General features: G+C 73.8%; 20 protein-coding genes and 1 tRNA gene. 15 read left to right on the plus strand and 6 right to left on the minus strand.

The genetic code is table 11. The features are described from left to right. The first annotated feature begins 38 nt into the window (after positions 1–38). From ACZ4M8_RS17640 to ACZ4M8_RS17710, 15 genes are all read left to right on the plus strand, one after another. On the plus strand, positions 39–1,241 hold the full coding sequence (locus tag ACZ4M8_RS17640; RefSeq protein ID WP_467608215.1) for an acyltransferase family protein: 1,203 nt from the start codon (positions 39–41) through the stop codon (positions 1,239–1,241). 120 nt (positions 1,242–1,361) lie between these two features. Then, positions 1,362–1,877, plus strand: a complete 516-nt coding sequence (locus ACZ4M8_RS17645; RefSeq protein ID WP_467608217.1) for a hypothetical protein — start codon at positions 1,362–1,364, stop codon at positions 1,875–1,877. Between the two features lie 50 nt (positions 1,878–1,927). Next, on the plus strand, positions 1,928–3,160 hold the full coding sequence (locus tag ACZ4M8_RS17650) for a 3-deoxy-7-phosphoheptulonate synthase (protein ID WP_467608218.1): 1,233 nt from the start codon (positions 1,928–1,930) through the stop codon (positions 3,158–3,160). A 128-nt stretch (positions 3,161–3,288) separates the two neighbouring features. Continuing rightward, entirely contained in the window at positions 3,289–3,819 is a 531-nt protein-coding gene (locus ACZ4M8_RS17655) for a hypothetical protein (RefSeq protein WP_467608219.1), read from the plus strand. Then, on the plus strand, positions 3,806–5,512 hold the full coding sequence (locus ACZ4M8_RS17660; protein WP_467608222.1) for a GH3 auxin-responsive promoter family protein: 1,707 nt from the start codon (positions 3,806–3,808) through the stop codon (positions 5,510–5,512). Before ACZ4M8_RS17655 ends, ACZ4M8_RS17660 begins: the two co-directional genes overlap by 14 nt. A 59-nt stretch (positions 5,513–5,571) precedes the next feature. Further along, entirely contained in the window at positions 5,572–6,429 is an 858-nt protein-coding gene (locus ACZ4M8_RS17665; RefSeq protein ID WP_467608224.1) for a class I SAM-dependent methyltransferase, read from the plus strand. A 1-nt stretch (position 6,430) separates the two neighbouring features. Beyond that, complete coding sequence (locus ACZ4M8_RS17670; protein WP_467608226.1) at positions 6,431–7,879, plus strand: FAD-dependent oxidoreductase; 1,449 nt, start codon at positions 6,431–6,433, stop codon at positions 7,877–7,879. Then, positions 7,876–9,030: a hypothetical protein gene (locus ACZ4M8_RS17675; RefSeq protein WP_467608227.1), complete on the plus strand. Its 1,155-nt coding sequence runs from the start codon at positions 7,876–7,878 to the stop codon at positions 9,028–9,030. Before ACZ4M8_RS17670 ends, ACZ4M8_RS17675 begins: the two co-directional genes overlap by 4 nt. Then, complete coding sequence (locus ACZ4M8_RS17680; protein ID WP_467608230.1) at positions 9,027–9,782, plus strand: DUF6182 family protein; 756 nt, start codon at positions 9,027–9,029, stop codon at positions 9,780–9,782. The genes ACZ4M8_RS17675 and ACZ4M8_RS17680 overlap by 4 nt, the downstream gene beginning before the upstream one ends. After that, positions 9,775–10,413 (plus strand): substrate-binding domain-containing protein, encoded by a 639-nt coding sequence (locus ACZ4M8_RS17685; RefSeq protein ID WP_467608232.1) that lies wholly within the window; start codon positions 9,775–9,777, stop codon positions 10,411–10,413. The genes ACZ4M8_RS17680 and ACZ4M8_RS17685 overlap by 8 nt, the downstream gene beginning before the upstream one ends. Then, positions 10,410–11,297, plus strand: coding sequence for an alpha/beta fold hydrolase (locus tag ACZ4M8_RS17690; RefSeq protein WP_467608233.1), 888 nt, complete (start codon positions 10,410–10,412; stop codon positions 11,295–11,297). Before ACZ4M8_RS17685 ends, ACZ4M8_RS17690 begins: the two co-directional genes overlap by 4 nt. Further along, positions 11,291–12,187 (plus strand): class I SAM-dependent methyltransferase, encoded by an 897-nt coding sequence (locus ACZ4M8_RS17695; RefSeq protein ID WP_467608236.1) that lies wholly within the window; start codon positions 11,291–11,293, stop codon positions 12,185–12,187. The genes ACZ4M8_RS17690 and ACZ4M8_RS17695 overlap by 7 nt, the downstream gene beginning before the upstream one ends. Positions 12,188–12,191: 4 nt before the next feature. Next, the gene (locus ACZ4M8_RS17700) at positions 12,192–13,532 is read left to right on the plus strand and encodes a cytochrome P450 (RefSeq protein WP_467608238.1); all 1,341 of its coding nucleotides are present in this window, start codon (positions 12,192–12,194) and stop codon (positions 13,530–13,532) included. 50 nt (positions 13,533–13,582) lie between these two features. Beyond that, positions 13,583–15,415: an AMP-dependent synthetase/ligase gene (locus ACZ4M8_RS17705; protein ID WP_467608239.1), complete on the plus strand. Its 1,833-nt coding sequence runs from the start codon at positions 13,583–13,585 to the stop codon at positions 15,413–15,415. Between the two features lie 200 nt (positions 15,416–15,615). After that, entirely contained in the window at positions 15,616–16,263 is a 648-nt protein-coding gene (locus tag ACZ4M8_RS17710) for a helix-turn-helix transcriptional regulator (RefSeq protein ID WP_467608242.1), read from the plus strand. Here the strand turns inward: ACZ4M8_RS17710 and ACZ4M8_RS17715 are convergent. From ACZ4M8_RS17715 to ACZ4M8_RS17740, 6 genes are all read right to left on the minus strand, one after another. Further along, the gene (locus ACZ4M8_RS17715) at positions 16,229–17,797 is read right to left on the minus strand and encodes a long-chain-fatty-acid--CoA ligase (protein WP_467608244.1); all 1,569 of its coding nucleotides are present in this window, start codon (positions 17,795–17,797) and stop codon (positions 16,229–16,231) included. The genes ACZ4M8_RS17710 and ACZ4M8_RS17715 overlap by 35 nt on opposite strands. Further along, entirely contained in the window at positions 17,794–19,044 is a 1,251-nt protein-coding gene (hemA, locus tag ACZ4M8_RS17720) for a 5-aminolevulinate synthase (RefSeq protein WP_467608247.1), read from the minus strand. Before hemA ends, ACZ4M8_RS17715 begins: the two co-directional genes overlap by 4 nt. Before the next feature lie 68 nt (positions 19,045–19,112). Then, a complete protein-coding gene (locus ACZ4M8_RS17725) occupies positions 19,113–20,693 on the minus strand; it encodes a class I adenylate-forming enzyme family protein (protein ID WP_467608250.1) in 1,581 nt (526 codons plus the stop codon). A 343-nt stretch (positions 20,694–21,036) separates the two neighbouring features. Further along, positions 21,037–21,110: transfer RNA gene (locus ACZ4M8_RS17730), tRNA-Thr, on the minus strand. Between the two features lie 81 nt (positions 21,111–21,191). After that, positions 21,192–22,790: an alpha/beta hydrolase gene (locus ACZ4M8_RS17735; RefSeq protein ID WP_467608252.1), complete on the minus strand. Its 1,599-nt coding sequence runs from the start codon at positions 22,788–22,790 to the stop codon at positions 21,192–21,194. 703 nt (positions 22,791–23,493) lie between these two features. Continuing rightward, the gene (locus ACZ4M8_RS17740) at positions 23,494–24,741 is read right to left on the minus strand and encodes a DNA polymerase III subunit delta' (RefSeq protein ID WP_467608255.1); all 1,248 of its coding nucleotides are present in this window, start codon (positions 24,739–24,741) and stop codon (positions 23,494–23,496) included. Positions 24,742–24,939 lie beyond the last annotated feature (198 nt).

A 24,939-nucleotide genomic window follows, 5' to 3' on the forward strand; every position in this document is an offset into this window, starting at 1 on the left:
GGCCGTTCCACCGCTCACACACCTCGGGAGTCCTCACCATGTCCAGCCCGACCAGGACGACCGTGCCCGCGTCCGCGCGCTTCGCACGGCTGCCCTCGCTGACCGGCATGCGGTTCTTCGCCGCGTTCCTGGTTTTCCTCTTCCACTCCACGCTGCCGCCGTACACGCCGTTCACGGGCGGCAGCGCCGAATCCGTCACGACCGTGGTCAGCAAGGCGGGCTGGCTGGGCGTCGGATTCTTCTTCGTGCTCAGCGGGTTCGTGCTGACCTGGTCGGCGCGGCCGGGCGACAAGCCGCGGCAGTTCCTGCGGCGGCGGATCGTCAAGATCTACCCCAACCACGTGGTGACCTTCGTCATCGCGATGGTGCTGTTCGCCTGGGCCACCAACACCTGGAAGCAGGGGCTCCCCAACTTCTTCCTGCTGCACACGTGGATCCCGGACCCGAAGACGTTCCAGAGCGTCAACCCGCCCAGCTGGTCGCTCTCCGTCGAGATCATCTTCTATCTGTGCTTCCCCTGGCTGCACCGGGCGATCCAGCGCATCCGGCCCGAGCGGCTGTGGATGTGGGTGGGCGTCCTGGCCGCCTTCGTGATCCTCGTCCCGGCCGTCGCCTACGCGGCCCTGCCCGACACGCCGACCATGCCGCTGGGGTTCAAGACCTCCGTGCTGCAGTACTGGTTCGTCTGGCAGCTGCCGCCGTTCCGGATCGCCGAGTTCGCGGTGGGCATCCTGATGGCCCGGATCGTCATGACCGGCCGCTGGATCAACTTCCCGGTCCTCCCGGCGCTGCTCCTGGTCGCCGTCGCCTACGTCGCCGAACTCCTGTGGGTGCCGTGGCTGTTCGGCATGAGCGCCGTGACGCTGGTCCCGATCGCGCTGCTGATCGCCACGATGGCCACCACCGACATCTCGGGCGGGCGGTCGGTCCTGCGGAACCGGGTCTGTGTGTGGCTCGGTGAGATCTCGTTCGCCTTCTACCTGGTCCACGACATCACCGTGCACGTCTTCGTCGACCGCTTCGGGCTCAGTCCGGTGCACAGCTTCCCGGCCGCGGCCGGACTGCTCGCCCTGGAGGTCGCCATCAGCGTGTTCTTCTCCTGGCTGCTGTACATCAGCGTGGAGCGGCCGATGATGAACCGCTTCGGGCGCACCCGCCCGCCGCTGCCCGCCGGTACCGCGACCGGTACAGGCGGCACCGAGCCCGGCAGCAAGCCGGCCGAAGCGGCGCGGGCGAGCTGACGCGCCCCGTCCCACCGGGGTGGCCGCGCCCCGACCCGCGGCGTGGCCACCCCGCCCGTACCGGCGCGCTCACCGGATGTTCCCTCTCCAGCACACCAAGGGCAGCTCAGGAGACCCACGATGACCCTCCTCCATACGAAACCTGAACTGAGCGCCAGCACCCGCATGCTGCTGGCCTGCGACGGTTCCACCACCCTGCTCTTACAGGCCCTCACCGGCCACGAGCTGTCGATCCGGGTCGACGCCCAGGGCGACACCACCGCGGACCGGCTCCCGAGCGGGATCCGTTCCGCGCTCGGACTCGTGGACACCACCGTCGTTCTGGAGCGCCGCTCCTGCCTGGTGACCTCCGAGCAGGAGGTGGTCAGCATCAACCGGGTGGTGTTCGACGGCGCGGCCCGCAGCCGTATGGGCGTGCCCGACTCGCTCACCCCCATCGGCCTGCAACTGCGTGACCAGCACGTCCACCAGCACCGTGAGCAGCTGTCCACCGGGCTCATGCGCTGGCGCGACAGCCTCACCGAGCAGTGGGTGGACTCCGCCTTCAAGGAGTACGTCATCCACTACGCCGGCGGTGGACGTGCCTATGTGCACGAGCAGTTCAACCCGCACATGGTCCAGCTCGCGGATGACTGACCCGAGCTGCCACCCCCCTGATCGCCGTCCGACACAGTGAAGGAACTGTCATGCCCCAAGCCCTGGCGGCCGCCGACGAGGCGGCCCGCACTCCGCATTCCCACGCCGGGGACCAGACCGGCTGGCGCTTCTACCGGTCCGGCCAGCAACCCTCCTGGGCCGATCCGGCCCGGCGGGACGAGGTCTGCGCCGACCTCTCCGGCCGCCCCGTCCTCACCCGGCTGCCCGACCTGCTCCAGCTGCGCCGCGAACTCGCCGGCGTCGCGGCCGGTGACAGCTTCGTGCTCCAGGCCGGCGATTGCGCGGAGAGCTTCGCGGAGTGCACGCCCGAGCACGCGGCCCGCAAGGCGGAGGCGATAGCGCGCCTCGCCGGCGCCCTCGCGGACCCGACCGGGCTGCCGGTCGTGCGGATCGGCAGGCTCGCGGGGCAGTTCGCCAAACCCCGGTCGGCGCCCACGGAGAACGTCGACGGCCGTCTGCTGCCGGCCTTCCGCGGTCACATCGTCAACTCCGAGGACCCGGCCCCCGCCGCCCGCCGGCACGACCCGGACCGGATGCTCCGCGCCTACCGGGCCGCCAAGACGGTGGCCGACGCCCTCGACGAGCGGCACGGCCCGAGCCCGGCGCTCGGGGAGCGCACCTGGACCAGCCATGAGGCGCTGGTCATGGACTACGAGACGGCCCTGGTGCGGTTCAACGAGTCCACCGGTGGCTGGTTCCTGGGCTCCACCCACCTGCCGTGGATCGGGGAGCGCACCCGGCACAGCGAGGGTGCGCACGTCCGGCTGCTGGCGGACGTGCTGAACCCGGTCGCCTGCAAGGTCAGCGGCAAGGCGTCGGTACGCGACCTGCTCGACGTGGCCGAGCGCCTCGACCCGAAGCGGGAGCCGGGCCGGCTGACGCTGATCGCGCGGTTCGGGAAGGACGACGTCCGCCCCCTGCTGCCGGAGCTCGCCCGTGCGGTGAAGAACGCGGGGCACCCCGTCGTCTGGCTCTGCGACCCGATGCACGGCAACACGTACAAGGCCGCGAACGGGCTCAAGACGCGGAGCCTGGCGGACATCTCCGACGAGATCCGGGGGTTCGTCTCCGCGCTGCGCGAGGCCGGGGTCCGCCCCGGCGGTCTGCACCTGGAGGCCGCCGCCGAGGGCGTCACCGAGTGCGTGGGCGCGGACGTACCGGACGAGGCGGCGCTGACCGCGCGCTACACCAGCCTCTGCGACCCCCGGCTCAACCCGGTCCAGGCGGATCTGGCCGTCAACACCTTCGTCTCGGCCCTGTAGAGGAGGCTCCCATCGACTGCGACACCGGGCATCCGCCCTTCTGCGTACTTCTCGGCCCCGATTACTCGGGCAAGTCGTCGGCGCTCGACCGACTCGCCCGGACCGCGCCTTCGTGGCGGTTCCTCTCCGTGGACGACGACCGTCTCGCGCCCGAGCACGCCCTCATCGGGCGGCTGCGGCGGAACGTCGTCAAGGACGTGGCGCCGCACCGGGGCGACTGGTCCCCGGACTTCTTCGCCACGCTCGTGCAGACCGCCGTCGTCCATCTGCGCGACGAGCTGCTGCGCGGCGATGCCGGGACACCCGTTGTCGTCGATTCCTACTACTACAAGCTGCTGGCGAAGTGCCATCTCGCCGGGGCCGGGGAAAGTCCGCTGCTCACCTGGTGGCGGACCTTCCCCCGGCCCAGCCGGGTGATCTACCTCGACGTACCGCCCGAGACGACCTGGCAGCGGTGCGGGCAGGGCGCCGAGCTCAACATCCTGGAGCACTACGGCCCGCGGCCGGGCTGGGACGGCTTCCGCCGCTACCAGACGGACCTGGCGAAGGTCATGCGGGAGGAGATCGGGGCCCTGCCCGTCACCGTCATCGAGGAGATGGACCGCCCGGAGCCCACCGCCGAGGCGATACGAGAGGTGCTCACCCATGAGTTCAGCTGAAGCCTGGGCCGACCCCGCTCGCGTGCGGCGCTACCGCGAGCGGGTCCTCGCCGAACGGCGGGCGCTGCGCGCCACCTTCGCCGATCCGGCCGGCCACCAGGAGCGGGCGCTGCGCGATCTGCTGGAGTTCAACGCCGGTACGGAGTACGGGAAGCGGCACGGTTTCGCCCGCATCCGCACCCTCGACGAGTACCGCTCGGCCGTCCCGGTGCAGACGTACGCCGATCTGGAGCCGTGGATCGAGCGGGCCGCGGGCGGTGAGGCGAACGTGCTGACCGCGGACCGGCCCGCGGTGTTCTTCACCAGCAGCGGCTCCACCGGCGCGCACAAGAAGATCCCGGTCACCCCCCGCTTCATGCGGACGACCTTCTTCCCCTTCTACTACGCCGCGTGGGCGCCGCTCATCGAGGACTTCCCGGACGTCCTGGCCTCCCCCGACGCGGTGCTGAACCTCAAGCACGACCCGATCGCGGCGCCGCCCACCACGGCATCCGGGAAGCCCCATGTCGGCGCCAGCCAGGTCGACTTCGGCGCCGCCTTCGGCGAACCGCTCTCCGCGGAGCCGGGCACCGGCGCCCCCTGGGCGACCCTGCCCGTGCCCGTCGCGGCGGACCAGCACGCGGAGAAGATGTACCTGCGGTTGCGGCTGGCGGTGGAGAGCGACGTCCGCTGCGTCATCGGCATCAACCCGGCGATGGTCGCCGCCGTGCCGTACCAGCTGAACCTGTGGTGGCCGCGGATCGTCAAGGAGGTCCGCGACGGCACGCTCGGCGGGCTGCCGCACCGCGCCCCCAACCCGGCCCGCGCCGAGGAACTCGAACGGCTCGCCCACCGCCACGGCGCCGTGCTCCCGGCCCACGTCTGGCCGCGGATGCGCGCGCTGTTCTGCTGGACCACCGGGCTGGCCTCGCTCTACCTCCCCCGGCTGCGCGAGGATTTCGGGCCGGACGTCGCCGCCCTGCCCGCGCCGGTGGCCGCCTCCGAGGGCCCGGTGGGCGTCGCCCTCGACCGGCACCCCAGCGCCGGCAGCCTCGTGGTGAACGCCGCGGTGTACGAGTTCGCCGACGCCGATCAGGACCTCGGCCCCGGCACCGCCACCCTGCTCCCCCACGAGCTGGAGACCGGCCGCGACTACCACGTCGTCTTCAGCCACGTCGGCGGGCTCTACCGCTACGCGGTCGGCGACGTCGTCCGCGTCCTCGACCGGGAGGGCGGCGTCCCCCGCCTGGAATACACCGGCCGCGCGAACCGCTCCGACCACGCCGGGGAGCGGCTGCGCGACGCCCAGGTCATCAGGGCCCTGGACAGCGCGCTGACGGCCACCGGGCTCGCCCTGCGCAACGCCGCCTGCCGGGTCATCGGCGCCCCGGGCCGGACCCCGGGCTACGTGTTCGCCGTCGCCCCGCGCACCCCCTGGGACCAGGACGCGTCCGACCGCTTCACCGTCCTCCTCGACGAGGCCCTGGGGCGCGAATCGGCCGGCTACCGCACGGCACGCGCCCAGGGCCGGCTGTCCGCTCCGGCGCTGCTGCGGCTGGACCCCGACGCCTTCCTCCGCGACTGGCAGGCCCAGGTCGAGAGCGGCATCCGGCCCACCCAGGTCAAGGACCGGCTGTTCCGGCAGGACCCGCGCCAGTGGGCCCGGCTCACCGGCCAGGACCCCGAACGGCACGGCAGCGCCGCCACCCCCTGAGCCCGGCGGACGAGCCTCCGCCACATGCCGGTACACCCCCACCCGACCGAAGGACCGACATGAGCACATCACTGGACGCCGTGGAGCGGACCGCACTCCTCACCGCCGCTCTGCGCGCCGCCGAGACCCAGCGCCCGGACCGGCTGTACGAGGACCCGCACGCCGCCGACCTCGCCGGCGACATCGGCCCCGACCTGCTCGCCGAGGTACGGCACGCCACCTTCCCGCCGGGCCGCGAGCGCACCCTGCCGAGCACCCCCGACTACAACGCGATCCGCACCCGGTTCTTCGACGATCACCTCCAGGAGGCGGCCGCCGACCCGCGGACCACGCAGATCGTGCTGGCCCCGGCCGGTATGGATTCCCGCGCCTACCGCCTGAACTGGCCTGAAAGGGTGCGGTGGTTCGAGGTCGACCGCCCGGCGGTCCTCGCCTACAAGGACGAGCGGTTCGGGACGGCCGAGCCCCGCGTCGACCACCGCAAGGTCGCCGTCGACCTCACCTCCCCCGACTGGGAGGACGATCTGAAGGCCGCGGGGTACGACCCCGCCGCCCCCTCCACCTGGCTGCTCGAAGGGCTCCTCTACTACATCCCCGAGCCCGACGCCCACCGCATCCTGGAGCGGGTGGCCGCGATCATGGCCCCCGGCAGCCGGATCGCCGCCGACATCGTCAACGCCGCCGCCCTGACCCTGCCCCACATGCGCGGCCTCCTCGACGTCTTCAGCGGCTGGGGCTGCCCCTGGCTGTTCGGCACGGACGAGCCGGAGGCGCTGTTCGAGCGGTACGGGTTCGACGTACGGGCCACCCAGCCCGGGGAGAGCGGCGCCGACTTCGGGCGCTGGCCCGACCCCGTGCCGCCGCGCAGTGAGCGCGACGTGCGCCGGGTGTTCTTCGTCCACGGGCGGCGACGCTGACATGACGACCGCAGTGATCGCCGGCGGCAGTGTGGCCGGGCTGGCGAGCGCACTGGCACTGTCCGGCATCGGTTACCGCGTCCTGGTGCTGGAGCGTGCCCCCGAGCCGCCCCCGTGGTCCACGACCGAGGACGCCGCCGCCGGATGGCAGCGCCCGACCGTGCCCCAGGGCTCGCAGTCGCACACCCTCACCTCGCTCGGCGTCCGCGTCCTGCGCGAGCGCGCACCGCACGTACTGGCCGCACTGCGGGCCGCGGGCGCGCCCCTCCTCGACCTCACCCGGGCGCTGCCCGCCGACGCCACCGACAGTGCCCGGGAGCCGGGCGACAAGGAACTGGTCGCGCTCGGCTGCCGCCGCGCCGCCCTGGAGATCCTGCTGTACCGGGCGGTCCGCGACACGGCGGGCGTCTCCTTCCGGCACGGCACCACCGTCGCCGGTCTCGACCTGCACCCCGCGGACCGGCGGGTACGGGCCGTCGTCACCGACGCGGGCGAGCGGATCCCCGCCGACGTCGCGGTGGACGCCACCGGGCGCCGGGCACTGTCCCGCCGCTGGCTGCACGCCGCCGGGGTGCCGCTGGCCGCCGACCGCACCGGCCCGTCCGGGCTGGCCGGCCACACCCGCTTCTACCGGCTGAAGGGCCCCGCCCTGCCGGGCCCGCTCAACCGCGGCCACGGCGTCGGGGAGATCTTCGACCACTACGCGGGGGTGCTGCACCCGGGCGACAACGGCACCTTCTCCATCGCGCTGGGCACCCTGCCGGGCGACACGGCGCTGTCGGGCCTGCGCACCCGCCGCGGGTTCACCGCCGCCGCCCTCGCCACCCCGGGCCTCGCCCCCTGGCTGGCGGACGGCGTCAGCTCCCCGATCTCCCCGGTGCGGGTGATCTCCAGCCCGCCCAGCGCCCTGCGGGGAGTGGCCGGGCCGGATCAGTCTCCGGTGCCGGGACTCTTCCAGGTCGGTGACGCCGCCTGTCTCACCAACCCGCTGCTCGGCCGGGGTGTCTCGCTCGCCCTCGACCACGCCTTACGCCTCGCGGACCTGCTGGCCGAACGGCCTGACATCGATATCACGCAGCGGCGGGCCGCCGCCCGGATGACCCACGACCTGTTCCTGCCCTGGTACGAGCAGTCCGTGGCCTCCGACCGGCTCCGTATCGCCCGGTGGCGGGCCGCCGTCGACGGCACGCCCGCACCCGCCGCGCCCGCGCGGCACGGGGAGCTGCCCACCACCGAGGAGATCGTGGACGCCGCCCGCGGGGACGGCACGGTGTGGCGGGGCCTGACGCGGATGCTGATGACGCTGACCACGCCCGCGGAGCTGTTCGCCGACGACAAGTTCCTCTCCCGGGTCCGGCAGGCGGCCCCCGCCGGACCGGCACCGTCCCCGCCGCTCGGCCGGGAGGCATTCGTACGCCGTGTCATCGCGGCAGAAGGGATGCGCGCATGACGACCCTTTCCGTGGCGGGCCCCCGACCGCTGCCGGACGCGGTGGACCGGCCGCGGGTGCTCCTCGCGCCCATCACCATCACCCCGTCCAAACCGCTCACCCCCAGCCACCTCAAGGGGCTGCTGTGGGCGGACGTGATGTACCGGGCGACGCGCCCCCTCGCATGCGTCGCCTTCCGCTACAGCCACACCACCTACCACCTCACCGAACAGACCCTGGGCTTCTGGGAATTCCTCGACCGCACCCGCGGCGCCGACGACTACGCGGACTTCACCGAGGAGCGCATCGGTGAGCTGTACGTCGCCTTCCGCGCGGCCGAGCGCGCCCCCGCGCAGGCGCTGCTCCCGTACGCCGCGGCGGTCGAACGCGGCTGGGTGCACCCGGTGAGCGCCCGCATCCTCGACATGTGGTCCGGGCACTACGCGGCGCTCGGTCTGCACGACCCGGGGCTGCTGCGGCACCAGCCGCCCGGCCTGGACCTGGAGAGTGCCCTCGACCACCTCACCGGCCTGGACATGTGCCTGGACCACCGCGCGGTGGGCGGCCCCGTCTACCTCGACCTCACCCGCTTCGGGCTGCCCCTGCGCCAGCTGGTCACCCCGGACGGCCGGCCGAACTACCTGGCCTGCGCCCTGCGGGAGCTGATCCCGCTCGCCCCGGACTTCGACGAGGTGGTCCTGCTCTACGACCACCAACTCGACGCCGACTACCTCCAGTTGGAGCGGGTACTGGCCGCGCTGGGCCCCCGTGTGCGACGGGTGTCGGTGGGCCGGGTGCCCATCGAGGGGCAGATCCAGTCGGCGCGCCACGGCGGCTGGCAGGGGCTGCACGCCGGACCGCTCCTGGCCGCCGCCCGCGCCGAGTACTCCGAGGACGCCGTCCGCCTGGGCATGCGGCTGTACTTCATCGCCGTCCTCGGCCCCGGGTGGCAGCAGTCGTTCCGCGCGGATCTGCTGCTGCAGTCCGTCAAACGGGCCGCCCGGCTGCTGGACGCGGCCGGACCGGCGCCCGAGGGATCGACGCTCCAGGACCGGCTGGCGCAGCACCGCAAGGACCACATCTACGTCGACCCCTACCGGCTGACCTCCCGCCTCCTCGGCAAGCGCCGCAGCGCGGCCGCCGCCGACCTGCTGCGAAAGGTGTTCCTGTGACGACGACGGTGCCCGCCCTGACCCAGGACTGCCTGCGCGAACAGGCGGCGCTGCGCATCCGCGTCGCCCGCCCCGACCTCGCCGCCCGGCACGATCTGACCTCGTACGACGGGCTGACCGCCGCCCGCAGCGACATCAGCGCCGAGGGCGACGCGGGCACCATGGCCGTGGTGGTGCTGCGGAACGTCGATCCGGTCCGGTGGGTGCGCGACACCTGCTCCTTCGCCCTCGGGATCGGGGCGCAGCAGGCGGCGCGGTGGCGTACCTCCTTCACCCGCACCGTCTTCCTCGCGGGCAATCCGGCGCAGCTGCGGGAGCGGTTCGACTTCGCGCACATCGCCGGCGACTGCTCCGCGGCGTGGACGGCGCCGGGGCCCGCCGCGGCGACCTCCTCGCTGCGCCGGCTGCTGAAGCTCTTCAACGCCCCCGCCGGACTGACCGCCCGCCCGGACACCCTGGTCGAGATCCCGGACGGGGACCGCCCGCCGGGCCGCCCCCGGGCCCTGCGGCACCTGTACCTCGCCACCGCGGAATGCACCGTCTCCGAGGCGCTGGTGCACGTCAACCATGTGCTGGTGGAGGCCGTCCTGGACGGCCTCATCGCCCCCGGCGACCGGCTGGTCGTCCACCAGCTGCCCCGTATCGCCGGACTGCCCGCGCGGCTGGCCAGCGTGCGCGTGACCCCCGACAAACACCTTCCCGGACGGCTGGACGTGGCCGCCGGACTCACCGAGGAGGCCCTCGTTGCCTGAGCAGACCCTGACCGCCGCCGGCACCCGGACCGTACGGTTCGGCTACCACGGCTCCACCGAGGTGGTGTCCCGCATCGTCCGGCTCGCCGGCTGCGAGGAGTCCGCCGTGGAGCTGAGCGAGTACGACATCGCCGACCCGTTCCGCGGGGTGCGCGCGGGCGAACTCGACGTCATGATCGTGAAGTTCGGCATCAACGAACCCGACCTGGTCTGCAGCCGGGTGCTCACCGAGGACGCCCGCGCCGTGGTCGTCAGCTCCTCGCATCCGCTCGCCGGCCGTGAGTCGGTCTCCGTCGAGGAGCTGGCCGACTACGACGCCTTCGCCCCGCCCGGCGACTTCCCCGCCGACGTCTGGGACGACGTCGTACCGCCGCGCACCCTGTCCGGGCGCCCCATCCGCCGCGTCCGCCGGGTCCGTACCGTCCCGGAGATGATGCGGACGGTCGCCGCCGGTGACGCCGTCCACATCTCGCTGATCTCCCTCGCCGACATCGCGCCGCCCGGTATCGAGGTGGTGCCGATCCACGACCTGCCGCCCGCCCCGGTCACCCTGGCGTGGCTGCGCGGCGCCGAACGGCACGACCACATCCGCGAGTTCGTCACCTCGGCCGAGGCGGCGGCCTCCCGATGAGCGCCGGTCCCGCTCCGTCGGGCAGCGACCGCCGCACACCGGTCGTCCTGCTGCACGCCCTGTCCCTGCACGCCTCGATGTGGGAGGCCCAGGAGCGCGCCCTGCGCGCCCGGGGCCACCGGGTCCTCGCCGTCGACCAGCGGGGCTTCGGCACCACCCCGCTCGGCGACGCCCCGCCCTCCCTCGACGTGGTCGCCGGCGACCTGGTCCGCACCCTCGACGCGCACGGTATGGACCGGGTGGTCCTCGCCGGCGCGTCCATGGGCGGCTACGTGGCCATGGCGTTCCTGCGCCACTTCCCCGACCGGGTCGCCGGGCTCGCCCTCCTGGGCACCCGCGCCACCGCCGACGGGCCGGAAGCCGCCGCCCAGCGGCTGCAGTTCGCGGAACTGGTCCAGGACGCGGCGCTCCGCCCGGTGGTCGTCGAGCGCGTCACGCATCTGCTGCTCGCCGAGGCCACCCGCGCCGAGCGGCCCGAGCTGCTCGCGCGGGTGCTGGCCGACGCCCACGCCGCCGACCCCGCCGCGCTGGTCTGGGCCCAGCGGGCGATCGCGGCCCGCCCCGACTCCACCGAGGTGCTGCGGGCCGCCCGGATACCCGCCCTGGTGATCGCCGGCGGCCAGGACGCGCTGGTCACACCGGAGGAGTGCCGCTACGTCGCGGACATCCTGCCGTACGGACGGCTGCTCACCCTCGCGCGCGCGGGCCACCTGCCGCCGCTGGAGGCCCCCGACGAGGTCACCGACGCGCTCTGCGGACTCCTCGACGAGATCGACGAGATCGACGGGACCGGCGGGAGCGCCACCGACGGGCACGGCGGGAGCGGCAGGGCCGACGGGATCGACGCCGCGGCCGGCGTCGGGAGCGGAGCGGCGGCGTGCTGACCGACGACCACAAGGACTGGGGCTACACCTCGTCGACCGGCCTCGGCTTCACCCACCACTCCATCGTCGACGCGCACTTCCGCGCCTGTGAGCAGCCCTATCTGGACCTGCTCGGCCAGGCCGGTATCGGCCCCGGTCAGCACGTACTCGACGCGGGCTGCGGCACCGGCGACTTCCTGCCGCACCTCGCCGCGCTCGTCGGCGACGGCGGCGCGGTCACCGCCGTCGACCTGGCCGCGGAGAACGCCGCCCTCGCCGCGGAGCGGGTGGCCGCCTGGCGCCTGCCCTGCCCCACCGGCCTCCGCACGGCGAGCCTGCTGGACCTGCCCTTCCCCGACGACACCTTCGACGCCGCCTGGTGCGCCAACACCACGCAGTACCTCGACGACGCGGAACTCGCCCGCGCCCTCGCGGAGTTGTCGCGGGTCGTCCGCCCCGGCGGCATCGTCGCCGTCAAGGACCTGGACGCCCACCTGATCACCGCCCGGCCCGCCGACCCCTACCTCTTCACCGACTTCTTCCGTGCCGCGGGCGCCGGTCCGGGATACGCGCACCAGCTCCTGCGCACCCGGGAGCTCTACCGCCACCTCAGGCGCGCCCAACTCACCGGCGTACGCCAGCAGACCCTGCTGATCGAGCACCACGCCCCGCTGACACCCGCCGCCCAAGACTTCTACAAGGCCGCCTGCGCGCGGCTGGCCGGGCAGGCCCTGGCGCTCGGCCTCGGCGACGCGTGGCGGCGCTTCGCCGACCCGGCCGGCCCGGACCACCCGCTGGACGACCCCGACGGCTACATCAGCGAGGGCAACGTGCTCGCCGTCGGCACCGTGCCCCCGCCCGCCCCCGCATCACGACGGCCGGCCGCCCAGGCCACGACGAGGAGCCCGTAGAGCCATGTCAGCAACGATCACCGCCCCCTGTCCGCCGGCCCCCGGGCGGGTCCCCGTCCTGGGCCATCTGCCCGCGATCCTGCGCAGGCCGCTGTCGTTCTTCGAGTCCATCAGGACCCGGGACCCGCTGGTCCACGTCACGTTCGGCCCCCTCGGCATCTACCTGGCCAACGACCCGGCCCTGGTGCACCGCATCCAGATCGACAGCGACTCCTTCGAACGCGGCCGCTTCTTCGAGGTACTGGCCGGACACTTCGGGAACCCGCCGATCGCCTCCGACGGGGAGGTCCACCGCCACCAGCGACGCGCCCTCCAGCCGGCCTTCACCCGGAGCAATGTGCGCGGCCACAGCCGGATCGTCGTCGAGGAGGCGGAGCGGCGCTTCGGTGCCTGGCAGCCGGGCGTGCCCGTGGCGGCGGACGAGGAGATGGCGGACTACGTCGCCGCGGTGGTGCTGCGCGCCCTGTTCAGCGCCGATCTGGACCGGGCCGTCGTCCACGACCTCCGGCGGACCTTCGGCATGATCGCCCACCGGCTGCTGCCCGGAACCGTCCTCCCCGAGGCCGTGACGTCCCTGCCCACCCCGGCCAACCGCCGCTTCGAGGCGGCCATGGCCCGCTTCCACGCCGTCATCGACGCACTGGTCCAGGACCGGCGCGCCCACCCCGGCACCGGCGCGCCGGACGTCCTCGACCTCCTGCTGAAGGCGACCCACCCGGACGGCGGCCGCCCCTTCACCGCTCACGAGATCCGCGGCGAGGTCCTGATCATGCTCTTCGCCGCCCTCGAAACCACCAGCACCTCCCTGTCCTGGGCCCTGTACGAGACGGCCGTCCGCCCCGAGGTGCAGCAGCGGATGCACGACGAGACGCGCAAGGTCCTGGACGGAGCGCCGCTCGCCTACGAACACCTCGGGGAGCTGGCCTACACCCGCAAGGTCGTGGACGAGGCGCTGCGGCTGCACGCGCCGATGCTGTCCACCCGGCGGGCCCGGCACGACGTCGTCGTCGCCGGCACGCTCGTCCCGGCGGGCGCGGAGATCGGCTACAGCCCGCGCGCCATGCACCGGAACCCGGCCACGTACGCGGACCCGCACCGCTTCGACCCGGAGCGCTCCGAGTCCGACGCCGGGCAGGACCTCCCCCGCGGCGCCTTCTTCCCCTGGGGCACCGGCCCGCACCGCTGCATCGGGGAACACCTCGCCGCGGTCACGATGACCGCCGCCCTGGCCACCGTCACCGCCCGCTGGCAGCTGCGCATCGCGCCGGGCAGCCGGATCCGGATGGTGCCCGCCTCCCTGCCGCATCTGCAGAGCCTGCCCCTGGTGGTGCGGCCACGCGGCTGACGCGGCACCCGTACCGCCGGAACCGACCCTTACGAGGAAGGGAGCCCGTCGTGGCCTTCGCAACACCGCTCGACCTGTCCGACGCCGAGGACGTGACGATCACCGGGCTGCTGCGCCGCAACGCCCGCGACCACGCCGACCGCCCGGCGCTCACCAGCGGCATCGGCCCGGACGCCACCACCTGGACCTGGTCACGGCTGCGCGCCGAGACCGCCGCGCTCACCCACGGACTGGCCGGGCTCGGCCTGTCGCGCGGCGAGCGGATGCTGATCGCCATGTCCAAGCGGCCCGAGCACTGGATCGCCGATCTGGCCGCGGTCCACCTCGGCGCGCCGGCCTGCACCACGTACGACACGCTCAGCACCGAGCAGCTGCGCTTCGTGGCCCGGCACAGCGCGGCCACCGTCGTCGTCCTGGAGGACGCCCGGCAACTGGAGCGCTGGGGGCCGGCGCTGGCGGAGATGGACCGGCTGCGCGCGGTCGTGCTCGTGGAGCCGGACGCCGCCCCGGCCGGCGACCCGCGCTGTGTCGCGTACGCCGACCTGATCCGCGAACTGCCCGACGAGACCGCCTTCGAAGAACTCACCGACGCCGCGACGCCCGGGACGCCGCTGACCGTCGTCTACACCTCGGGCACCACCGGCGACCCCAAGGGCGTGGTGCTCACCCACCACAACGTCATCCACGAGTCGGTGATGCAGGACCGGCTGGTCGCCGTGCCCGAGCACCCGCGCACGGTCGCCCACCTGCCGCTGGCGCACATCGCCGAGCGGGTGCTGGGCATCTACATGCCGATCTGCAACGCCGGTCACGTCACCCTCTGCGACGACCCGGCGCAGCTGCTGCCGACGCTGCGGGCGGTGCGCCCGCACGCGTTCTTCGGCGTCCCGCGGGTGTGGGAGAAGCTGGCGAGCGCGGCCCGCGCCCGGCTCGCGGAGCTGCCGCCCGAGGAGGCCGCGGCGCTCGCGCGGGCCCAGGAGACGGCCGTCGAGGTCTACCGGCTGCGGTCCAACGGCCGGGCCGTGCCTGGTGAACTCGCCGCCCGGCTGGAGAAGGCGGACGCGGCCGTGCTGCGGCCGGTCCGGGCCGCCATCGGGTTCGACGACTGCCACCGCGCCTTCAGCGGCGCGGCGCCGATCCCCACCGCCGTCCTGGAATTCCTCGCCGGCCTCGGGCTGTGCGTGTACGAGGTGTGGGGCCTGAGCGAGACCACCGGCGCCGCGACGATCAGCACACCGGAGCACTTCACGCTCGGCGCGGTCGGCCGGCCCGGCCCCGGCGTCGAGGTACGGACCGGCGCCGACGGCGAACTGTTCCTGCGCGGCCCGGTGGTGTGCGCCGGCTATCTGCGCGCCGACGGCGACAGCCTGTCCGTCGAGCCCGCCACCGACGCCGACGGCTGGCTGGCCACCGGCGACATCGGCACCGTGGACGCCCGTGGCCTGGTCACCGTCACCGACCGCAAGAAGGAGCTGATCATCACCGCCGGCGGCAAGAACATCGCCCCCACCCGCCTGGAGTCCCTGCTCCGCGCCCACCCGCTGATCGGCCAGGCCGCCGCCATCGGCGACCGCCGCCGCTACGTCACCGCGCTCCTGGTCCTGGACGAGGAGGCGGTGCCCGCGTGGGCCAAGTCCCACGGGATCGACCTGGCGGGGACGGACCGGCCGGCCCGCCACCCGGCCGTCCGGGACGCCGTGGCGCAGGCCGTCGCCGACGCCAACGCCGTCCTCGCCCGCGTCGAACAGATCAAGAAGTACCGGCTGCTGTCGGTCCCGTGGACGCCGGAGTCCGGGGAGCTGACCCCGAAGCTCAGCCTGCGCCGCACAGCCATAGCCGAACTCCACGCACACACCATCGAGTCGATGTACGCCGAGGACTGACCGCACCCGCGCCGGCCGCGGGCCGGGACGGCGACCGGCCCGCGGCCGGCGCCCCGCGGCCCTCGACCCGCCCGGACAGCTCCCCCGGCCGGCCCCCACCGGCCACCGCGGCCACGGCCGCCCGCAGGAAAGTGGCCGCCCCGCGCGGGGCGGCCACCTCGCACTCCCGATCCCCCCTCGTACAGCAAGCAGGAGCGACCATGTCCCTTCCGGCACCACGGCCCCCACGGAGTCACACCGTCGCCCTGGCGGTCCGCAAGGACATCCACCGTTACGGACTCGAAGGGATGCTGCGTTCCCTGGAGTCGATCACCGGCATCTTCAGCTATCCGACCATCGCCGGCGCCGCGGAGGCCGCCCCGGAGGCGGCACCGGACCTGCTGCTCACCTCCGCCGCCGAACTGGAGGAGGCCACGGACCCGGCGGTGGCCCGGAAACTGCGCGACCACGAGGTCCGCCTGATCGTACTCATCCGCCCCGACGAGCGGGTGAACTCGTGCTGGGCCCCGCACGTGCACGGCTTCGTGGACCGCTCGGCCCTCCACCTCAGCCTGCTGCGGGAGGCGCTGGACGATGTGTCCGCCGGGCGCTTCCACGTATCGGCGGGCCTGGCCCGGCAGCTGCTGGTACCGGCCGGGCCCGGCCCGTCCGTCGCCCTGACGGCGCGTGAGGTGCAGGTCCTGGAACTGGTCGCGGACGGCCTGAGCAACAAACAGGCCGCCCGCTCCCTGGGCATCTCCGAGAACGGCGTCAAACGGCTGATGGGCAACATCCTCGCCAAGCTCAACAGCCCCAACCGCACGCTCGCCGTGGTCAAAGCGCTGGAGATCGGGCTTCTCGTGAAGTGAGCAGCCGTTTCGCCAGCTCCCGTTTGAGGACCTTGCCGCTGGGCCCCAGCGGCAGGTGCTCGGCGAACTCCACCCGGCGCGGCCGCTTGTAGCCCGTCAGCTCCCGCCGCGCCAACTCGTCGATCCCGTCCCGGAGAGCGGCGTCGTCACCGGCGCCGTCCCGGCGCACCACGACCGCGCAGACCTCCTCTCCGCGTACCGGGTCGGGGACCCCGACCACGGCGATCTGCCCGACACCCGGATGGCGCAGCAACACCTCCTCGACCTCGCGCGGGTAGACGTTGTAGCCGCCCTGGATGATCACGTCCTTCTTCCGGTCCACGAGCGTGAGGTAGCCGTCCGGCGCCAGGTGCCCGAGGTCCCCGGAGCGGAACCAGCCGTCCACGAGCACCTCGGCGGTGGCCTTCGGCAGACCGAGGTAGCCGGCCATCACGTTGTGCCCCCGGATGACGATCTCGCCCACCTCGCCCACGGGCAGCAGCTCCACCCGGCCCTCCACCTCGGCACGGGCGACGGCCACCTCCACCCCCTCGACCGGCAGCCCCACGGTGCCGGGCCGCGGCGGGGTCCCCGGCTGGTTGTACGCGACGCACGGCGAGGTCTCGGTCAGCCCGTACCCCTCGTACACCTCGCAGCCGAAGGTGCGGCGCACCCGCTCCAGGACCGGCACCGCCAGCGCGGACCCGCCGCTGTAGGCGCGCCGCAGCCGGACCGCGGGCTCGCCCTCGGCCACGGCTTCGAGCAGGGCGTGGTACATGGTCGGCACGCCCATGAAGACGGTGCAGCCGTGACGCCGCATCTCCGTCAGCGCCTGCTCCGCGGTGAACCGGGGCGCGAGAACCAGCGTGGCCCCGGCCAGGAAGCAGGTGCCCATGACGCAGATCTGCCCGAAGGTGTGCGACAGCGGCAGACAGCCGTAGAGGACGTCGTCCTCCTGGACCCCGAAGGGCGAGACGGCGGTCACCTCGATGTTGGTGACGAGGTTGCGATGGGTCAGCATCGCGCCCTTGGGGCGGCCGGTGGTGCCCGAGGTGTAGAGGACCGCCGCCAGCTCGTCCGGGGCGACCGCGACCGGGTCCGCGAGCGGTCCGCCGGTGTGCGGCGCGTCGAGACCGATGCCGTCCGCGGGGCCGTCCCCGTGGCCGTCCGCCACGGTGAACAGCGTGAGCCCGGCGGCGGAGGCGGCCGGGGCGCCCTGCTCCAGGGCGGCGCCCTCGCCGATGAGGGCCCGCGCGTCGCAGTCCTTGAGGACGAACTCCACCTCGGCGGCGCGGGACTGCGCGTTCATCGGCACCACCACCGCGCCCAGGGCGAGGACACCGAAGTAGACGGCCGGGAAGCGGGGTGAGTTGGGCAGGAGCAGCACGACCCGGTCGCCGGGAGCGACACCGTGGCGGCGCAGCACTCCGGCGTAGAGGCGGGCCCGCTCCCACAGCCGCGCGTAGCTGACGGCGGTGCCCTCCCACACCAGAGCCGGACGGTCCGGCCGCCGTGCCGCCGTATCGGCGAGCACGGCGGCCAGCGGGCGGGTCACACGAGCTCCTTCGCCGCGGCGGTACGCCCGGCCGCGCGGTCGGACGCCGTAGCGATCTTCAGCTCCTGCCAGATACCGGCGAGCGCCTCGGCGAACTTCTGCACATCGGCCTCGGTGTGCGTCGCCGACGGCGCGATCCGCAGCAGCTCCTCGCCCGCGCGGACGCTGGGCGCGTTGATGGCCTGGACGTAGATCTTGTGCCGGTCCAGGAGCAGCGCCGACGCCTGCTTGCACAGCGCGTCGTCGCCGACGAGCGCCGAGACGATGTGCGAGTCGGACGACAGGTACGGCACGTCCGCCTCGTCCAGCAGCCGGTGCAGCAGCCGGGCGTTGCGGGCCAGGCTCTGCCGCTCGGCGTCGGAGGTGCGCAGATGGCGTACGGCGGCCAGCGCGCCGGCGGCGGTGGCGGGCGGCAGCGACGTGGTGAAGACGAACGCCCGCGACAGGGTGCGGACCGCGTCGATCAGGTCCTGCGGCCCGGCGATGTAACCGCCGGCGGTGCCCAGGCCCTTGGCGAGGGTGCCCATGATGATGTCGAAGCGGTCGGCGATGCCCTCGCGCGGCGCTATGCCCGCGCCCTCGGGCCCGTACATGCCGATGGCGTGCACCTCGTCGAGGAAGGTGGTCGCGCCGTACCGCTCGGCGAGGTCGGCGATCTCGGCGAGCGGCGCCACGTCACCGGACATGGAGTACACCGACTCCAGCACGATCAGCTTGGGCGCCTCCGGGTCGGCCTCGGCGAGGAGTTCGGCCAGGTGCGCGACGTCGTTGTGGCGGAAGATGCGCTTCTGGGCGCCGCTGCGCCGCAGCCCGTCGATGATCGACGCGTGGTTCAGCTCGTCGGAGAAGACCACGGTGCCCTCGGGGTTGCCCGCGATCACCGCGAGCGCGCCGTCGTTGGCGGTGTAGCCGGAGGTGAAGAGCAGCGCGGCGTCCTTGCCGTGCCAGTCGGCGAGTTCCCGCTCCAGCTCCACGTGGCGGTGGTTGGTGCCGCCGATGTTGCGGGAGCCACCGGATCCGGCGCCGAACCGGGCGACGGCGTCATGGACGGCGGCCAGCACGGCGGGGTGCTGCCCCATCCCGAGGTAGTCGTTGCTGCACCAGACGCTGACCTCGGCGTCCTCGTCGGCGGTACGGGCGATCGCGCTGGGGAAGTTGCCGGCCCGGCGGCCGATCTCCAGGAAGGTACGGGTGCGGCGCTGCTCATCGGTGAGCTGGTCGGTGAAGTAGTCCAGGTGGCGGGGCATGGGAATTCCTCTCGGTCAGCAAGGGATGAAGTGGCTGAGCTGGCAGGAAAGCCGGGTGACGCGGTGGATCAGACGGCGGCGGCGCTGTGCGCGCGCAGCCGCGCCTTGTCGGGCTTGCCCCCCGCGTTCATGGGGAGTTCGTCGAGCACCAGGACCCGCTCGGGGGCCTGTGCCGGGGAGAGGGCGGAGCTGATGTGCTTACGTGCCGCGTCGGGCTCGACGCGCGTGCCGGGGCGGCAGGTCACGGCGGCGTGCAGATGCTCGGTGCCGTCACCGTCGCGTACGCCGTAGACGGCCGCGAGGGCGACGCCGGGAAGGGTGAGCAACTCGCGTTCGACGACGGTCGGGTAGACCTTGACCCCGTCGACCTTGACGACATCGGAGACCCGGTCGAAGAGATGGAGGTTGCCGCGTGCGTCGCGGTAGCCGATGTCACCGGTGCGGTACCAGCCGCCGGACAGCACGTCGGCGTCGAGCGCCGGATCGAGGTAGCCGTCCATGAGCTGCGCGGAGCGCATCCGGATCTCACCGACCTGCCCGTCGGCCAGCAGCGCCCCGCTCTCCAGGTCCCGCACCTCCACCTCGACCTCGGGGAAGACCTGACCGACCGTCGCGGCCAGCTCGGCGTCGGCGTGCCCGGCCCCGTCGAGGAAGGCGATACGGCCGCTCTCGGTGGTGCCGTAGAGCTGCAGCAGGACCGGCCCGAAGACCTGGTACGCGGCGGCGATCCGGCTGGGCGCCGCCGACGTCCCGCTGTAGATCAGCCGCCGCAGCCCGGCCAGCCCGGCCGCTTCGGCGTTCCGGTGCCCCAGATCGTCGAGGTGGTCGAGGAGCCGGTACAGCTGGGTGGTGGCCATGAAGGTGCGGGTGACGCGGTGCTCGACGACGGCCCGCACGACCTGCTCCGCGTCGAACTCCGGCAACAGCACCACACTGCCGCCCACCGCCAGCGCCCCGTCGACCAGCAGCCCGGCGCTGTGGCTCAGCGGGGTGCTGAACAGCGCCGTGATCCCGTCGGCCTCCGCGGGCGTCTCGACCGCGATCCGGACGGACCCCTCCCAGGACCGCACCGACTTACGGATCCCCTTGGGACGCCCGGTGCTCCCGCTGGTGAACATGATCACCGACAGGTCGTCCGGCGCCCCGCACTCCGGGGCGACGTCCCCGGGGTCGTCGCCGGGCACGATCCCGGCGGTCCCGGGCTGCCCGGGACCGACCAGCACCGCACCGGAGCCCGCGGCCAGCTCGGCGGCGCGCGCCGCGCCGGTCCGGTCGGCGTAGAGGACGCTCGCCCCCGTGGCCCGCAGGATGCCGAGCTGATCGGTGAGCGGCAGCATCGCGGAGCTGGTACCCGGGTTGGTGGAGCGCAGGTAGCAGACGGCGGCACCGGCAAGGTGCGCGGCGTGCCGCACACTGATCATGTCCGGGCTGTTGGGCGCGGTGAGAACGGCGACCACGGTCCCCGGCCCGACCCCGTTCGCCCGCAGCACGCGGTAGGCCCCGGTGACGGCCCGCAGATACGCGGCCCCGGTCAGCTCCGTACCCGGGTAGCGCAGCACCACCTTCTCGGGGTGCTGGGCAACCACCCCCAGCACCTCGGGCACATAACCACCCACCGCCGCCCACCAGGCCCCGCCCGCACCCACCATGCCGCCGTCTCCTCCCTGCCCCGCAGAACGCGGCAGTCAGCTCTCGCTCCGACGACTGGAGTCTTCCGCCCACCCACCGCCGGGCACAGGCGTGTTCGTCCACCTCGATCGCACCCCCACGCGACCCCTCAACGGGGGTACCCGAACGGGCAGGGCCCCTGGCGCCCACATGTGCGCCCCCTCGGGCGCCCCTGCCCCGGACAGTTGGAACGACTGCCTTGTCAGGGGACCGCACGAGGGCCGCACACGAAACGGCGGAGGCCATCACACTCCGCCCCAGGAAACCCCCCACACAACGAAAAACCCCAGGTCACGAATTACGTGACCTGGGGTTTTCCTCCTGAGCCGCCTAAGGGAATCGAACCCTTGACCTACGCATTACGAGTGCGTCGCTCTGGCCGACTGAGCTAAGGCGGCGTGGTGCGCGGCCCAGTCTACACATGCCGGAGGGGTGGTTCGTACTCGGTGGAGGGGCTGGTCAGAGGGGTGGGGGCGGGGTCAGGTGCAGCGCTTGTTCTTCGGGGGCGGGGTGCCGTCGAGGAGGTAGGTGTTGACGGCCTTGTCGATGCACGTGCTGCCGCGGCCGTAGGCGGTGTGGCCGTCGCCCTCGTAAGTCAGCAGGGTGGCGCTGGAGAGCTGGGCGGCGAGGCCCTTGGCCCAGGTGTACGGGGTGGCGGGGTCGCGGGTGGTGCCGACGACGACGATAGGGGCGGCGCCCTTCGCCTCGATGCGTTCGGTGGTGCCGGTGGGCTTGACCGGCCAGTACGCGCAGTTCAGGGAGGCCCAGGCGAACTCGTCGCCGAAGACGGGGGACGCCTTGCGGAAGCGCGGGAGGTCGGCGCGGACCTGGGCGGGCGAGGTGTACGCCGGGGGCAGGTCGAGGCAGTTCACGGCCGGGTTGGCGTACATCTGGTTGGCGTAGTGGCCGTCCGGGTCGCGTTCGTAGTAGCTGTCGGAGAGGGTCAGCAGGCCGCTGCCGTCGCCCTTCTCCGCCTGGGCGAGGTATTCGCGCAGGACCGGCCACGCCTTCTCGTCGTACATCGCGGCGATCACGCCGGTCATGGCGAGCGATTCGGTGAGGGTACGGTCCCCGCCGGTGTCGAGCGGATGCGCGTCCGCCTTCTTGAACAGGGCGGAGAGGCGTTTGCCGGCGTCCGCGGCGCTCTTCGTGCCGAGCGGGCAGTCGGTGCGCTTGACGCAGTCCTCGGCGAAGGCGGTGAAGGCGGTGTTGAAGCCGGCGGTCTGCTCGATGTTGACCTGGCGGGGGCCGAGCGAGGGGTCCATCGCGCCGTCCAGCACCACCCGGCCGACGCGGGACGGGTACAGCCCGGCGTACGTCGCGCCGAGGAAGGTGCCGTACGAGGCGCCGACGTAGTACAGCTTGCGGTCGCCGAGGACGGCGCGCAGCACGTCCATGTCGCGGGCCGCCTCGACGGTGGAGACGTGCGGCAGGAGCTTGCCGGAACGGGCCTCGCAGCCCTTCGCGAAGTTCCGGTAGGCGGTGGTCAGCTTGTCGGCCTCGGCGGCGTCGTCGGGGGTCTGGTCGGTCCGGGTGTAGCGGTCCATCTGCTGGTCGGAGAGGCACTCCACCGGGGCGCTGCGGGCCACCCCGCGCGGGTCCATCGCGACCATGTCGTAGCGGGCGCGGACGGCGGCGGGCTCGGGCGCGTACTGCTGGAGGTAGTCGATCGCGGAGCCGCCGGGGCCGCCGGGGTTGACCATGAGTGAGCCGATGCGCTTGCCGGGGCCGGTGGCCTTCTTCCGGGCGACGGCGAGCTTGAGGTCGCCGCCCTCGCCGGGCCGCGCGTAGTCCAGGGGCGCCTTCATCGTGGCGCACTCGAAGCCGCTGACGCCGCACGCGCGCCAGCTGAGCTTCTGGTCGTAGTACGGCCGGAGGTCCGCGGGGACGGCGGTGGCGAGCGGGGCGAGCGTGGACTGCGGGGAGCTGCTGGACCTCCCGGACGCGTCGGCGTTCTCGGCGCGCCCCTGACCGGCCGCGGAGGGCGAGGAGGACGGTCCCGATGAGCAGCCGGAGATCAACAGCGCGGTGGCCGCGAAGAACGCGGCGGAGATACGGAACGGACGGCTGATGGCCATGGGCGGTCCCTTGTCCCTGTGAACTCGGTGGGCGAACGGCGGACGGGTGCGGCGTGCCGGGGCGCCGGCGGGGTGCGGCGCGCGGCGTCGGTGGTGCGGGGAGCCGGCGGGGCGGCACCGCGTCCGCCGCCGCCGGCGGCCGGCCGCGGGGCGCCGGCCCGGTGGCCGGTGCGGGGTATCGGGCGCGGTGCCCGAAATCTTATGAACGGAGCGTAGCGGGGCGGAGGCGGTGTGTGCTGTACGTGGGGCGGAGCGGCCGTGGCGGTATGCGCCTGCGGAGCCTCCGCCCCGGCGGCCGCCCGCCCGTGGCTTGTTTCGGGACACGGGGACGGAGGCCGGAGGTCGCGGGCCGGGACGCGCTGAGGCCGGGGCACCGGGGCCGGGGCACCGGGCCGGGAGCGGGGTGCGGCCGAGGCGCCGGGCCCGATGGGCCGAGGCCGATGGGCCAAGGCCGGAGCGGCACCGGAAAGAGGCCGGCCCGCGCCCGAACCGCCGGGGCCGATGGGCCGAGGCCGGGGCGCCACCGGAAGGCCCGCGCCCGGACGTCCGAACCGCCGGGCCACGCCCCGGGCGTACCGGAGCTGCCCCCTCCAACCGGACGCCTGGGCGGCACGGACGGCTCGCCCCGGCCCGTACCGGAGCTGCCTCCTCCGTGACCGGACCGGCGCGCGGACGGGCCACCGTGCGGTGAACGCCCCCGCTCTCACCCCGCCCGTAGCGCGGCCGTCATCGCCTCGACGGCCAGCAGGGGTGCGACGTTGCGGTCCAGGGCTTCCCGGCAGGCGAGGACCGCTTCTATGCGGCGCAGGGTGCGGGCCGGGGTGGAGGCGCGGGCGACGCGGTCGAGGCTGTCGCGGACCTCGTCGTTGGCGAGCGGGACCGAAGCGCCGAGCTGGAGGGCGAGGACGTCGCGGTAGAAGCCGGTGAGGTCGACGAGGGCGAGATCGAGGCTGTCGCGCTGGGTGCGGGTGGCGCGGCGCTTCTGGCGGTCCTGGAGCTCCTTCATCACGCCCGCGGTGCCACGGGGGAGGCGGCCGCCGGTGCCCGCGGCGGCGCCGAGAGCGGCCCGCAGCTCCTCGGTCTCCTTGGTGTCGACCTCCTCGGCGACCTGCTTGGCGTCCTCGCCCGCCGCGTCGATCAGCTCCTGGGCGGCCTTGAGGCAGCCGCCGATGTCGTCGACGCGCAGCGGCAGCTTGAGGACCGCGGCGCGGCGGGCGCGGGCCCGCTCGTCGGTGGCGAGGCGGCGGGCCCGGCCGATGTGTCCCTGGGTGGCGCGGGCGGCGGCCGCGGCCGCCTCGGGCGCGATGCCGTCGCGCCGCACCAGGACGTCGGCGACCGCGTCGACCGGCGGCGTACGGAGCGAGAGGTGGCGGCAGCGGGAGCGGATGGTCGGCAGGACGTCCTCGATGGAGGGGGCGCAGAGCAGCCAGACGGTGCGGGGCGCGGGCTCCTCGACTGCCTTGAGCAGGACGTTGCCCGCGCCCTCGGTGAGGCGGTCGGCGTCCTCCAGGACGATCACCTGCCAGCGGCCGCCCGCCGGGGAGAGCGAGGCCCGGCGCACCAGGTCACGGGTCTCCTTCACGCCGATGGAGAGCAGGTCCGTACGGACGATCTCGACGTCGGCGTGGGTGCCGACCAGGGTGGTGTGACAGCCGTCGCAGAAGCCGCAGCCGGGGGCACCGCCCAGCGCGCGGTCCGGGGAGACGCATTGAAGGGCGGCGGCGAAGGCGCGGGCGGCGGTGGAGCGGCCCGAGCCGGGCGGGCCGGTGAACAGCCAGGCGTGCGTCATCCGGGAGGCGCCCCCGGGCCCGGCCGGCCCGGCCGCCGGCTCACCGGGAAGCGCGGCGCCGAGGGCCTGGTCGGCGGAGACGAGGGCGTCCGCGTCCCGTGCGGCCGCGGCGAGCTCCTGTGTCACCCGCTCCTGGCCGACCACGTCGTCCCATACCGCCATCGCTGACCGCCGTCCCTCTCCCGCTCCGTGTCCGGGGCCGCCCGTCGCGGCCTCCGTTCCCGCTGGTCCAGGGGCTGCCGTCGCTCTCCCGGCCGCGCGGGGCGGGAGCGGGCCGACGGGCCCCGGCGCCGCTACGGCGGGGTGCGGGTGCCACCGCACGCGCCGCCGCGTCTCGCGCTCGTTCCATTGTGGTGCACC

This window comes from Streptomyces sp. NPDC027185 (assembly GCF_055567035.1).